The sequence below is a fragment of the Terrabacter sp. 05T424 genome, assembly GCF_056396225.1.
This window is the reverse complement of the sequence record NZ_JBFTLB010000006.1, coordinates 194,322-207,824: the sequence shown is the minus strand read 5'-3', so window position 1 is coordinate 207,824 and position 13,503 is coordinate 194,322. Positions and strand designations below refer to the sequence as shown.

The window sequence follows — 13,503 nt, the reverse complement described above, 5'->3', positions numbered from 1 at the left end:
CAGTGATGTCGAACAGCACCGAGGACCTGTTCGGGGCGGCCTCCGCCGCCGAGCGCGGCGACCAGCCGGCGTCGGCCGGCGTGGCCCCGCTCGCCGTCCGGATGCGCCCGCGGACCCTCGACGAGGTGCGCGGCCAGGGCAAGGTGCTCCGCCCCGGGAGCCCGCTGCGACGGCTGATCGAGGGCTCGGGAGGGGCCGCCGGCCCCCTGTCCGCGATCCTCTGGGGTCCGCCGGGCACCGGCAAGACGACGCTCGCGCACCTCGTCGCCACCGTGGCCGACCGGCGCTTCGTCGAGCTGTCGGCCGTCACCGCCGGGGTCAAGGACGTGCGTTCGGTCATGGAGTCCGCCGTGCGCGAGCGCGACCTCTACGCACGCCAGACGGTGCTCTTCCTCGACGAGATCCACCGCTTCACCAAGGCCCAGCAGGACGCCCTGCTGCCCGGCGTCGAGAACCGGACGGTCATCCTCGTGGCCGCGACGACCGAGAACCCGTCGTTCAGCATCATCTCGCCCCTGCTCTCGCGCTCGGTGCTCGTCACGCTGGAGTCCCTGTCCGACGAGGAGGTCGGCGACCTGCTCGGTGCCGCCCTCACCGACGAGCGCGGCTTCGACGGCGCGCACACGCTCGCCCCCGACGCCACCGAGCACCTCGTGCGCATCGCCGGAGGGGACGCGCGACGGGCCCTCACCTCGCTCGAGGCGGCCGCCGGCGTCGCCCTGGACGCGCAGCCGGCCGGGCGGCTCTCCGACGACCCCGTCGAGATCACCCTGGCCAACGTGGAGCAGGCCGTCGCGCAGGCGGCCGTGCGCTACGACCGGGCCGGCGACCAGCACTACGACGTCGCGAGCGCGCTCATCAAGTCGATGCGCGGCAGCGACGTCGACGCGGCGCTGCACTACCTCGCCCGGATGCTCGAGGCGGGGGAGGACCCGCGCTTCATCGCCCGGCGCATCGTCATCTCGGCCAGCGAGGACGTCGGGATGGGCGACCCCACCGCCCTGCAGACCGCCGTTGCCGCCATGCACGCCGTGGCCCAGATCGGGATGCCGGAGGCGCGGATCATCCTCGCCCAGGCGGTCGTGCACAACGCCATGGCGCCCAAGTCCAACGCGGCATACCTCGGCATCAACGAGGCGATCGCCGACATACGCGCGGGGCGGGGGGGCGTGGTGCCGCCGCACCTGCGGGGGAGCGGGTATGCCGGGGCCGAGCGCCTCGGCCACGGCAAGGGCTACGTGTACGCCCATGACGAGCCCGACGGGGTGGCCGCGCAGCAGTACCTCCCGGACGACCTCCACGACACGGTGAGCTACTACCGGCCGACCGACCGCGGGTTCGAGGAGCGCCTGCGCGCCCGCTGGGAATGGCTGTCGACACGGCTGGGGCGTACGCGAGGGCAGTGATCCCCGGGCACCGTGAGGCCCTGCGTGGAACCGGCACTCGGGTGCTGCGAGGGGCGTTTGTTTCGGGTGGTCCGGATGTGGGCGGACATTGTGTGGCGGGGGCGCGTGCTCGGTAACGATTTGTCATCCATGCACGTCTCAATGCTTGGACGGCACGAATCTGTGTGGCAGGCTCACGTCGTCCCGCCGGGGGTGGAGCAGCGCAGCTCTGGTCTCCCCCTCGGGGCGACTCGGGTGTCGAATTCCCCCGAGTTGGATGTGATCCCACCAGGATGGAGACAACGCGTTGAACGCCATGCCGGAGCCCTCTGCCGAAGTGCTGACCGAGGAGTCCGCCGAGAAGGGTTCGACGCCGGTCCGTGAGCACCAGGAGGTGCGCACCGGCCGCTCGCCGGGTCAGGTCGCCTGGGCCCGGCTCAAGAAGGACAAGGTCGCGATCGTCTGCTTCGCGATCATCATCTTCTTCATCGTCGTGGCGATCTTCGCCCCCTTCCTCTACTCGCTCGAGTCCGTCGACCCGACGACGGGAGCCAAGGCCGACCCCTACACCACCTACACCAAGCTGGTGGACATCAACGGTCTCCCGACCGTGGGGACGAGCGCGGCCCACTGGCTCGGGGTCGAGCCCCGCCTGGGCCGCGACCTCTTCGCGCGCTGGGCGGTCGGCGCCCGCCCGTCCCTGATCATCGGGTTCGTGGCCGCGGCCGCGTCGACGATCATCGGTGTGACGCTCGGCCTCATTGCCGGCTACCTGGGCGGCGTCGCCGACAAGATCATCTCGTGGATCATCGACTTCTTCCTGTCGCTGCCCATCCTGCTGCTCGTGCTGGCCATCGTCCCGATCATGCAGAAGAGCCTCGCGTCCAACGGTGACCTCTCAGCCGAGGAGACGTCGCAGATCCGCTTCGTCGTGCTCATCGTCATCCTCTTCGTCTTCGGCTGGATGGGTCTGGCCCGTCTCGTGCGAGGTGAGGTCAAGAGCCTGCGTGAGCGCGAGTTCGTCCAGGCGGCGCGGGCCATCGGTGTGCCGACCCGGGGCATCCTCTTCCGTGAGGTGCTGCCCAACCTCGTGGGCCCGATCATCGTCTCCGCCTCGATCGCCGTCCCCGCCTACATCACCTACGAGGCCACGCTGAGCTATCTCGGCGCCGGCCTGGTCGAACCGACGGCCTCCTGGGGCCGCACCATCTCGGATGCGCAGAACCTCTTCGCCTCGTATCCGCTGTGGCTGTGGCCCTCGGTGATCGGCCTGTCGCTGCTCGTGCTCGCGCTCAGCCTGCTGGGCGACTCGATCCGCGACGCCTTCGACCCCACCAGCCGCCGATAACCCACCGGTTCTCGGCCATCAGATGTTCCCGGCAAAACGCCGGGACACGCACAAAGGGAGCAAACAACAATGCGCTGGACCAAAGTCCTGACCGTGGGGGCCGCGGCCTCCCTCGGCTTCGTCGCAGCTTGCGGCGCGCCGGCCGCCAACAACGCTGGCACCGGTGGCACGAACGGCGCCGGCAACGGCGGTGCGGTCGAGGGTGCCTCGGCCGGCCTCCTGCCCGACGCGAAGGGCCCCGCCCCGGAGGTCCCCGGTGCGAAGAAGGGCGGCATCCTGACCGTCCCCTACACCAGCACCCCGGCCAACATGGACCCGAGCGACCAGTTCTTCCAGGACACGGCCGTCATCTTCTCGCTGACGCACCGCGCACTGACCACGTTCACGGAGCGCGACGGCAAGCAGGTGCTCGTTCCTGACCTCGCCACCGACCTCGGCAAGGCCTCCGAGGACGGCCTGACGTGGACCTTCACGCTCAAGGACGGCATCAAGTACGAGGACGGCACGCCGGTCAAGGCCGCCGACATCGTCTTCGCTGCCAAGCGCTCGTTCGACCCCGACCTCGCCGCCAACGGCCCGACCTACCAGCGCGAGTTCTTCAAGGGCGGCGCCGACTACAAGGGCCCGTACAAGGGCGACAAGAACTGGAAGGGCGTCGAGGCCCCGGACGACAAGACCATCGTCTTCCACCTCGAGAAGCGCTTCGAGACGCTGCCCTACTTCGTCTCCTTCAACCAGTTCACGCCGATCCCCGAGGCGAAGGACAAGAAGGCCGACTACCAGCTGCACCCGCTGGCCACCGGCCCGTACATGTTCGACAAGTACACCCCGGGCACCGAGCTCACGCTCAAGCGCAACCCCAACTGGGACCCCGCCACCGACCCGGCGCGCCACAACTACCCCGACGGCTTCCACTTCAAGTGGGGCGTCGACACCATCAAGACGCAGACGGCCATCCTCGCCTCCAACGGCGAGGACGCCACGAGCCTCAACTGGGACGCCATCGACTCCTCACTCATCCCGCAGATCGAGGGCGACAAGAAGGCCCAGTTCGAGGAGGGCCCCTCCTCCTGCGTGATCATGGTCAACATGGACGCGCGCAAGATCCCGCTGCCCGTCCGCAAGGCGATCGCCGTCGCGTGGCCGTTCGACTCGATCCACAAGGCCGGCGGTGAGACGTCCCACTCGTACTCGCCCGCCAGCACGATCATCCCGCCGCAGATCCCCGGCCACCTGGACTACACGGCCGAGGCCACCCCGGGCTTCAAGATGAACGGGCAGGGCGACGGCGACCCGGCCAAGGCCAAGGCGATGCTCGCCGCGGCCGGCTACGGTCCCGACAAGCCGTTCGAGCTCATCTACTACTACACGAACGACGACGACACCGCCCAGAAGGTCAACCAGGTCCGCAAGCAGGCGCTCGAGCAGGCCGGCTTCAAGGTCCAGGACATCGGCGCCCCGAACAAGGAGCGTCGCAAGCTCGTCCTTGACCCCAAGGGCAAGTACAACATGCTGCAGTCGCCCCGCGGCTGGTGCTTCGACTGGCCGTCCGCCGACTCGATCATCCCGCCCACCTTCGGCACGATCGCGCTGTCGCAGGGTGGCACGACCTTCGGCAACTTCTCCGACGCCAAGATCGACTCGGAGATCAAGCGCATCCAGCAGCTCTCCATCACGGAGCAGGGGCCGGAGTGGGGCAAGATGGACAAGTGGCTCACGGAGACGTACCTGCTGGCCATCCCGGACTACAACGACAAGGGCAACTCGGTCTTCGGTACCAAGGTGCACAACGTCCACAACAACCCGAACAAGGGCATGCCCAACCTGATCGACGTGTGGCTCGACCAGTAAGTCATCAGTGACAACGCTCCCTCGGGAGAGTAGAACCTGATTTGACCGCCGTGGTGGGGGTCCGGAGATTCCCGGGCCCCCACCACCGGCGCCCCACCTTGTCCTGGAAGGCATATCGTGCTCACCTACATCCTCAGGCGACTGGGTCTCGCCCTGAGCGTCATCCTCGCCACTCTCGTGTCGACGTTCCTGATCTTCTTCGCGGGCCCGTCCGACCCTGCGCAGGCGATGTGCCCTGAGACCCGGTGCACCCCCCAACGCCTGGCGGCCATCACGCAGAGCCTCGGGCTCGACAAGCCGTTGCCCGCCCAGTTCTTCGACTACTTCGGCGGTCTCTTCGTCGGGCGTGACTTCGTCTACGCCGGCGACACCGTCCACTGCAGCGCGCCCTGCCTGGGCTTCTCCTTCGTGACGCGCCGTTCGGTCAACGACGAGCTCTTCTCCCGCTTCCCGAACACCGTGGTCCTCGCGCTCATGGCAGCGGTCGTGTTCCTCACGATTGGCGTCACGATCGGCATCTTCGCCGCCGTCCGTCGCGGCACCGCGACCGACCGCACGCTTGTCGGAGCCTCCCAGGTGCTCGGCGCCATCCCGTACTACGTGCTCGCGCTCCTGACGGCGCTCTACCCCGTCATCCTGTGGCACCTGCTGCCGCAGTACTCCTCGATCTCGGCCGGAGTCGGGCCCTACCTCCTCGGCATGCTCGCACCGGCACTGATCCTCGGTGTCGTGACATCCGCGTCGTACGTGCGCTACACGCGCAACTCGATGATCGACACGCTGTCGATGGACTACATCCGCACCGCCCGCTCGAAGGGCATCAACGAGCGCACCGTGCTGTTCAAGCACGGCTTCCGCGCCGCGATGAGCCCGATCGCCACCATCCTCGGTCTCGACATCGCCGCCCTGCTGACCGGAACGCTCATCACGGAGCAGATCTTCGGCGTCGACGGCATCGGTCGTCGCGGCCTCGCAGCCCTCAAGGCAGACGACCTGCCCATCATCATGGGCACGGTGCTCATCGGGGCCGTGGTCGTCGTGATCATGAACCTCATCGTCGACATCGCGTACTCCTTCATCGACCCGCGAGTGAGGCTCTCGTGACCGCAACCGCGAACACCATCTCGACCCAGACCGCCGAGGCGCATGACGCGGGCGACATCGTCCTGGACGTCAGCGACCTCTCCGTCGCCTTCCCGACCGAGGAGGGCGTGGTCAAGGCCGTCTCGAACCTGACCTACCAAGCTCGTCTCGGGCGCACGCTCGCCATCGTCGGCGAGTCCGGCTCGGGCAAGTCCGTCAGCAGCATGGCCGTGCTCGGACTGCACAACCCGAAGCGCACCCAGATCACGGGGAGCATCAAGCTCGACGGCCTCGAGCTGGTCGGGGCCTCGGCCTCGACCTTCCAGAAGATCCGCAGCACCAAGGCGGCCATGGTCTTCCAGGACCCCCAGAGCTCTCTGCACCCGTTCCACAAGATCGGCAAGCAGATCGCCGAGGCGTACCAGGCGCACAACAAGGTCAGCAAGCAGATCGCCGCCAAGCGCGCGGTCGAGATGCTCGACCTCGTCGGCATCCCCAACCCGCAGCGCCGGGCCAACCAGTACCCCCACGAGTTCTCGGGCGGTATGCGCCAGCGCGCCATGATCGCGCTCGGCCTGGTCAACAACCCGAAGCTGCTCATCGCCGACGAGCCGACGACGGCCCTCGACGTGACGGTCCAGGCGCAGATCCTCGACCTCGTCAACGACCTCCAGAAGGAGTTCGGCTCGGCGGTCATCCTGATCACCCACGACCTCGCGGTCGTCGCCGAGACCGCCGACGACATCCTCGTGATGTACGCCGGCCGCGGCGTCGAGAAGGGCAGCGCCAAGGAGGTGCTGGCCCAGCCGTCGCACCCCTACACGTACGGACTGCTCCAGTCGCTGCCCTCACACTCGGAGGACCTCGCCGAGCTCAAGGCGATCAAGGGCACGCCGCCCAGCCTGCTGAACCTGCCGTCGGGCTGCTCGTTCCACCCCCGCTGCGAGTTCAAGACGCAGGTCGAGGGCGAGCGGTGCTTCACCGAGCTGCCCGAGTGGCGACCCACCCCGGGGCTGGCCAACCGTGAGATCCGCTGTCACCTGGCCGACCCCGTGGCCACGCTTCAGCACGACGAGGGAGTCCGATGAGCGACCAGACGCTGCTCAAGGTCACCGACCTCCAGCGACACTTTCCGTTCCGTGAGGTCCAGGGCCTTCGGATGGTGCGGGCGACGGTCAAGGCCGTCGACGGCATCAGCTTCAGCATCAAGCAGGGCCAGACCCTTGGTCTCGTCGGGGAGTCCGGGTGTGGCAAGTCGACGACGTCCCGGCTCGTGACGCGTCTCGACGAGCCCACCGGAGGCACGATCGAGTTCGAGGGCCGCGACATCTCGCACTTGAAGGAGCGCGAGCTGCGCGGCATCCGTCGCGACGTCCAGATGATCTTCCAGGACCCGTACTCCTCGCTCAACCCGCGCCACACGGTGGGCTCGATCCTCAGCACGCCGCTGCGCGTGCACGGCCTGCACAAGGGCAAGGAGAAGGCCAGGGTGCAGGAGCTGCTCGAGCTCGTGGGCCTCAACCCGGAGCACATCAACCGCTACCCGTCGGAGTTCTCCGGCGGGCAGCGCCAGCGCATCGGCATCGCCCGAGCGCTCGCGGTGGAGCCGAAGCTCATCGTCGCCGACGAGCCGGTCTCGGCCCTCGATGTCTCCATCCAGGCGCAGGTGATGAACCTGCTCGCCAAGCTGCGCAACGAGCTCGACCTCGCCTTCGTCTTCGTCGCCCACGACCTCGGGGTGGTGCGCCACTTCTGCGACCAGGTCGCGGTCATGTACCTCGGCAAGATCGTCGAGTACGGCGACAAGAAGAAGATCTACGAGGCCCCGGAGCACCCGTACACCCAGGCACTGCTCTCGGCGGCGCCCGACATCAACGTCGCGCGCGGCATCGCCCCCAAGGAGCGAATCCGCCTCGTCGGCGACGTGCCGAGCCCGATCGACCCGCCGAGCGGCTGCCGTTTCCGGACCCGGTGCTGGAAGGCGCAGGACATCTGCGCCCAGCAGGAGCCGCCACTCCTCTCGGCGACGGCCGAGGAGTCGACGCGCACCTTCCGCGAGGGCGGCGTCCACCTGCAGGCGTGCCACTTCCCGGAGGTCAAGACGGACCTCGTCGCCGAGGTCGCGAGCAGCGGTTCGGCCTGAGCCACGGCGCGCTGCCAAGGACAGGGCGTATGCCGCTGGGCCGGCTCCCGCACGGGGGCCGGCCCAGCGGCATACCTGCGTGGACGGACGGCGGGGGTGCGCGGCCGGCAAGGGGTGTGGGACGGGCGTCACGTGGTCCGTTAGGGTTGTCGGCGTGATGGACACGAGAAGTGCGGTGGTGGCGAGCGTGGCTGCACGAGCCCGCTGGGGGTCGGTCGCGCCCTGCTGAGGCGCACGCCGACCCCGCCCCGACCCATCACCCGCGATCCACCACGAGGACATCACATGGAAACCGCTGAGATCCGCCGCCGCTGGCTCTCCTACTTCGAGAACAACGGCCACACGGTCGTCCCGAGCGCACCGCTCGTGCACGAGGACCCGAACCTGCTGTTCGTCAACGCCGGCATGGTCCCGTTCAAGCCGTACTTCCTCGGCCAGGAGACCCCGCCGTTCGATCGCGCCACGAGCGTGCAGAAGTGCGTGCGCACCCTCGACATCGAGGAGGTCGGCAAGACCACGCGCCACGGCACGTTCTTCCAGATGAACGGCAACTTCAGCTTCGGCGACTACTTCAAGGAAGGCGCGATCGGGCTCGCCTGGGAGCTCATCACGCGTAGCCAGGCCGATGGCGGCCTCGGGTTCGACGAGAAGGACCTCTACGCGTCCGTCTACCACGAGGACGAGGAGGCCATCGCGCTGTGGAAGAAGGTCGCGGGGCTGTCCGACGACCGCATCGTGCGCCTCGGTCGCAAGGACAACTACTGGAACATGGGCGTCGCCGGCCCCGGCGGGCCGTGCTCCGAGATCCTCCTCGACCGCGGCCGCGAGTTCGGCGCCGACGGCGACTGGGAGGCGGGTGACCGCTACCTCGAGTTCTGGAACCTCGTGTTCATGCAGTACGAGCTCGAGAACGTCAGGTCCAAGGAGGACTTCGACATCGCGGGCGACCTGCCCAAGCGCAACATCGACACCGGCATGGGGCTCGAGCGCGTCGCGTTCCTGCTCCAGGGAGTCGACAACATCTACGAGACCGACGAGGTCTTCCCGGTCATCGCGGCGGCCGAGGACCTCAGCGGTCGTCGCTACGGGGCCGACCACGGCGATGACGTGCGGTTCCGCGTGGTCGCCGACCACGTGCGCAGCTCGCTCATGCTCATCGGCGACGGCGTCACGCCGGGCAACGAGGGCCGCGGCTACGTGCTGCGCCGCCTGCTGCGTCGCGCGGTGCGGTCGATGCGCCTGCTCGGCGTCGACGCGCCGACGCTCGAGCAGCTGCTCCCGGTCAGCATGGAGCGGATGAAGGCCTCCTACCCGGAGCTCGAGACCGACTTCCAGCGGATCAGCCAGATCGCGTATGCCGAGGAGGAGGCGTTCCGTCGCACGCTGAGCTCGGGCACGACGATCCTCGACACAGCGGTCGCGCGGGCGAAGTCGTCGGGCGCGAGCACCCTCGGCGGGTCCGAGGCGTTCGCGCTGCACGACACCTATGGCTTCCCGATCGACCTCACGCTCGAGATGGCTGCAGAGCAGGGCCTGCAGGTCGACGAGGCGGGCTTCCGCCGCCTCATGGGCGAGCAGCGCGACCGCGCGAAGGCGGACGCCCGGGCGAAGAAGTCCGCGCACGGCGACACCAGCGTCTACCGCCAGCTCTCCGACGCGCTCGGCCGCCAGGTCGAGTTCACCGGCTACGACCAGACGCTCACCGACACCCGCGTCCGGGGGCTCATCCGCGACGGCGCGGTCGTCGACCGGGTGGTCCAGGGGGATGACATCGAGGTCGTGCTGGACCGCACCCCCCTCTACGCCGAGTCCGGCGGCCAGCAGGCCGACCACGGCCGCATCCGGCTGGCGAACGGCGCCCTCATCGAGGTGACCGACGTCCAGCGCCCCATCACCGGGCTCGTCGTACACCGCGCGACCGTGCTCGAGGGTGAGGTGGGTGTCGGCGAGGAAGCCGAGGCCGAGGTCGACGTCATCCGTCGCCGCTCGATCTCCCGCGCCCACACCGCGACCCACATGGTGCACCAGGCCCTGCGTGACGAGCTCGGCGACACGGCCACCCAGGCGGGTTCGGAGAACTCACCCGGCCGGCTCCGCTTCGACTTCAAGTCGCTCCAGGCGGTCCCCGCCGCGGCCATGGGCGAGATCGAGGGACGCATCAACGCGGTGCTGCTCGACGACCTCCCGGTGACCGCCGACATCATGAACATCGACGCCGCCAAGAAGCTCGGTGCGATGGCGCTGTTCGGAGAGAAGTACGGCGAACGGGTCCGCGTCGTGTCCATCGGCGAGTGGTCGCGCGAGCTGTGCGTCGGCACGCACACCCCGCGCGTCGGCCAGATCGGCGTCGTCAAGCTGCTCGGCGAGAGCTCGATCGGCTCTGGTGTTCGCCGCGTCGAGGCCCTCGTCGGCGCCGACGCGTACACCCACCTCGCGCGTGAGGCGACGATCGTCAGCCAGCTGACCGACACCCTCGGGGTGCGCCGCGACGAGCTCGCCGACCGCGTCGCCACCATCATCGGTCGCCTGCGTGACGCCGAGAAGGAGATTGCTGCGGTGCGCCAGAGCCAGGTGCTCGGCGCGGCGAGCGGGCTCGTGTCGTCGGCGCGCGACATCGGCGGGGTGACCTTCGTGAGCCACGACGCCGGCGACGGCGTGACGGGCGACGACCTGCGCAAGCTCGTCACCGACGTGCGCGGGCGCCTCGGCAACGACCGTCCGGTGCTCGTGTCGATGGCCGCGGTCAACAACGACCGGCCGTTCGTCATCGTCGCGACGAACGAGCGGGCCCGCGCGGCAGGCCTCAAGGCAGGCGCCTTCGTGAAGGTCGCCGCGCAGACGCTCGGCGGCGGAGGCGGCGGCAAGGACGACCTGGCCCAAGGCGGCGGCACCGACCCCGGCAGGGTGTCGTCGGCGCTCGGAGCCGTCGAGGACCAGCTGCGTCAGCGGGGCGCATGACCTCGCCCGGCGAGCATCCCCGACGCGGGGTGCGCATCGGGGTCGACGTGGGCGACGCCCGCGTCGGCGTGGCCGCGTGCGACCCGTCCGGCATGCTCGCGCACCCGGTGCGCACGCTGCCCCGCGACGTCGAGGGCGACACGGATGTCGAGGCCATCGTGACGCTCGTCGACGAGCTCTCGGCCATCGAGGTCGTCGTCGGCCTGCCTCGCCTGCTGTCGGGCGAGGAGGGCGAGGCGGCGCGGATCGCCCGGGCCTATGCGGGGCGGCTCGCGTCTCGACTGGGTACTGTAGGGGTGCGTATGGTCGATGAACGCTTGACCACCGTCGACGCGCACCGCAGACTACGCGACAGCGGTGTTCCGGGTCGCGGGCAGCGAGCCGTCGTCGACCAGGCCGCAGCAGTACTCATTCTCCAGTCTGCGCTGGACACCGAGGCACGATCGGGAAGACCAGCAGGGGAGACCGTCTCGCCAGGGGGCAAACGGAAGAAGGAACGTCGTCGATGAAGGACCATCTCGAGACCTCCATCTTCGGCGACCACGAGGAGCACCTCGAGCACCCTGAGCCGGGCGAGCACTTCGAGCACCTCGAGGAGGCGCACACCGCGCCGGCCCCGATGAGCCGCCGTGAGATGCGTGACGCCGAGGAGGCCGCGCGCAAGGGCGGCAGGAGGAGTCGCAAGGGCGCCGCCGCCGGTGCCACCGGCGGAAGTGGTCGCGGACGGCCCTCGATCCTTCGACGACTCCTCGTCATCGTGCTGGCCCTGGCCGTCATCGGTGGCGGAGTCGCCGTCGCCTACAAGGCCCTGCGACCGGTCGTCGAGGGCTTCCTCGAGTCCAACGACTACCCCGGCCCCGGGTCGGGTGAGGTCAACGTGACCGTCGACGAGGGTGCGCGCGGAAGCGTCATCGCCAAGACCCTGGCCGACCAGGACGTCGTCAAGTCGAGCAAGGCGTTCATCGAGGCCGCGAACAACAACCCGAAGAGCGCCGGCATCCAGCCCGGCATCTACACGCTGAAGAAGCAGATGAAGGCGTCGGACGCCCTCGCGATCCTCGTCGACCCGAAGAACCGGCTCATCACGCGGGTCGTCATCCCGGAGGGCCTGTGGACCGAGGAGATCTACGCCCGCCTGTCGAAGACGTCCGGCATCCCGGTCGCCGAGTACACCGCGGCGGCCAAGAAGGTCGACGAGCTCGGACTCCCGCCGTCGGCACGCGGCAACATCGAGGGCTACCTCTTTCCGGCCAGCTACGAGTTCCCGCCGTCCACCTCGGCCCTCGACCAGCTCAAGGAGATGGTCGCCGAGTCGACGAAGCGCCTCGAGACGCTCGGCATCACGCCCGAGCAGATGGAGCGGGTCGTCACCGTCGCCAGCCTGGTCGAGGGTGAGGCGAAGACCGATGGCGACCGGGCCAAGGTCGCACGGGTCGTCGAGAACCGGCTGGCCGCCAACATGTCGCTCGGCTTCGACTCGACGGTCAACTACATCTTCCGCAAGCGTGGCGTGCCCACCCAGGACATGCTCGACAGCCGGAGCCCGTACAACACCCGTCGCGTCACCGGGCTGCCGCCAGGCCCCATCTCCAACCCCGGCGTGGGCGCCCTCATGGCAGCAGCCAACCCGGCGCCCGGGCCGTGGCTCTATTTCGTCACGGTGAACCTCGACACGGGTGAGACGAAGTTCGCCGCGACCTACCCCGAGCACCAGCGCTACGTCGCGGAGTTCCAGAAGTGGTGCAGCGACAACAAGGGCAAGTGCTGAGAGAGGGGTCCGCCGTCCACCGCTGCGCGGTGTGGGGCAGCCCCGTCGCGCACTCGCTCTCCCCGCTCCTGCACCGAGCGGCCTACGTCGCCCTGGGTCTGGCCGACTGGGAGTACGCGCGCCGCGAGGTCGACGAGGCGGCCTTTCCCGATGCGTTCGGCGGGCTCGACACCTCCTGGCGCGGCCTGTCGCTGACGATGCCGCTCAAGGAGGTGGGCCTGCGGGCCGCCCGCACCGTCACCCCACTGGCCGCGGCCACGGGGGCGGCCAACACCCTGGTCAGGGACGCCGACGACCCGTCTGCGTGGACCGCCCACAACACCGACGTGCACGGCATCCGGATGGCCCTCGAGCTCGCAGGGTGCCCAACGCCGTCCAGCCTGCTCGTCATCGGCTCGGGCGCCACGGCCCGGTCGGCCCTGGCCGCCGTTGCGTCGCCCGGGGCGAGAGTGGTCTTCATGGTGCGCGACCGGGTGCGCCCCGAGACGCTGGCGCAGGCCGAGGTGGCCGGCACGGCGGTCGAGGTGGTGCCCATGGGCGACTGGGAGCCGGCGCGCGACGTCGACGCCATCGTGAGCACCGTGCCCCCGCTGTCCGTGCCACCTCTCGGGGGGTTCCTCGAGCAGGGAGACGGCGGCAACAGCCGGCGTCCCGTCGTCCTCGACGTCGTCTACGGTTCGGGCCGCACGCCGCTGCAGCGGGCCGCCGCCGCGCGAGGCTGGGCTGTCGCCGAGGGCACCGACATGCTCCTGCACCAGGCCACCGAGCAGGTACGCCTGATGACCGGCAGGCCGGCGCCGCTCGCCGCCATGTCGGAGGCGTTGGAGCAGGCCCTGGCGCAGCTGGCGCTGACCGAGGCCACGACCGAGCCCACGACCGAGCCCACGACCGAGCCCACGACCGAGCCCACGACCGGCGTACGAGGGCCATCACAGACGCCGGACCCGGCTCGGTGACCTTCCCCGTG

The 13,503-nt window shown here is 69.4% G+C and carries 10 protein-coding genes; all 10 read left to right on the top strand.

From position 1 onward, the window contains the following. Positions 1 to 5 precede the first annotated feature (5 nt). The 10 genes from AC1DE0_RS14470 (at position 6) to AC1DE0_RS14425 (ending at position 13,492) form a co-directional block, all read left to right on the top strand. On the top strand, positions 6 to 1,406 hold the full coding sequence (locus AC1DE0_RS14470) for a replication-associated recombination protein A (RefSeq protein WP_478101696.1): 1,401 nt from the start codon (positions 6 to 8) through the stop codon (positions 1,404 to 1,406). Between the two features lie 295 nt (positions 1,407 to 1,701). Next, complete coding sequence (locus AC1DE0_RS14465) at positions 1,702 to 2,733, top strand: ABC transporter permease (RefSeq protein ID WP_478101694.1); 1,032 nt, start codon at positions 1,702 to 1,704, stop codon at positions 2,731 to 2,733. A gap of 69 nt (positions 2,734 to 2,802) precedes the next feature. Continuing rightward, entirely contained in the window at positions 2,803 to 4,584 is a 1,782-nt protein-coding gene (locus AC1DE0_RS14460; protein ID WP_478101691.1) for an ABC transporter substrate-binding protein, read from the top strand. A 117-nt stretch (positions 4,585 to 4,701) separates the two neighbouring features. Further along, positions 4,702 to 5,688, top strand: coding sequence for an ABC transporter permease (locus AC1DE0_RS14455; RefSeq protein ID WP_478101689.1), 987 nt, complete (start codon positions 4,702 to 4,704; stop codon positions 5,686 to 5,688). Beyond that, positions 5,685 to 6,755 carry an ABC transporter ATP-binding protein gene (locus AC1DE0_RS14450; RefSeq protein WP_478101687.1) on the top strand — a complete coding sequence of 357 codons (1,071 nt, stop codon included), beginning with the start codon at positions 5,685 to 5,687 and terminating at the stop codon, positions 6,753 to 6,755. The genes AC1DE0_RS14455 and AC1DE0_RS14450 overlap by 4 nt, the downstream gene beginning before the upstream one ends. Further along, on the top strand, positions 6,752 to 7,810 hold the full coding sequence (locus tag AC1DE0_RS14445; RefSeq protein ID WP_478101685.1) for an ABC transporter ATP-binding protein: 1,059 nt from the start codon (positions 6,752 to 6,754) through the stop codon (positions 7,808 to 7,810). Before AC1DE0_RS14450 ends, AC1DE0_RS14445 begins: the two co-directional genes overlap by 4 nt. A gap of 285 nt (positions 7,811 to 8,095) precedes the next feature. After that, positions 8,096 to 10,768 (top strand): alanine--tRNA ligase, encoded by a 2,673-nt coding sequence (gene alaS, locus AC1DE0_RS14440; RefSeq protein WP_478101683.1) that lies wholly within the window; start codon positions 8,096 to 8,098, stop codon positions 10,766 to 10,768. Then, entirely contained in the window at positions 10,765 to 11,277 is a 513-nt protein-coding gene (gene ruvX / locus AC1DE0_RS14435) for a Holliday junction resolvase RuvX (RefSeq protein WP_478101681.1), read from the top strand. The genes alaS and ruvX overlap by 4 nt, the downstream gene beginning before the upstream one ends. After that, positions 11,274 to 12,536: an endolytic transglycosylase MltG gene (gene mltG / locus AC1DE0_RS14430; RefSeq protein WP_478101679.1), complete on the top strand. Its 1,263-nt coding sequence runs from the start codon at positions 11,274 to 11,276 to the stop codon at positions 12,534 to 12,536. Before ruvX ends, mltG begins: the two co-directional genes overlap by 4 nt. Further along, positions 12,530 to 13,492, top strand: coding sequence for a shikimate dehydrogenase (locus AC1DE0_RS14425; protein WP_478101677.1), 963 nt, complete (start codon positions 12,530 to 12,532; stop codon positions 13,490 to 13,492). The genes mltG and AC1DE0_RS14425 overlap by 7 nt, the downstream gene beginning before the upstream one ends. Positions 13,493 to 13,503 lie beyond the last annotated feature (11 nt).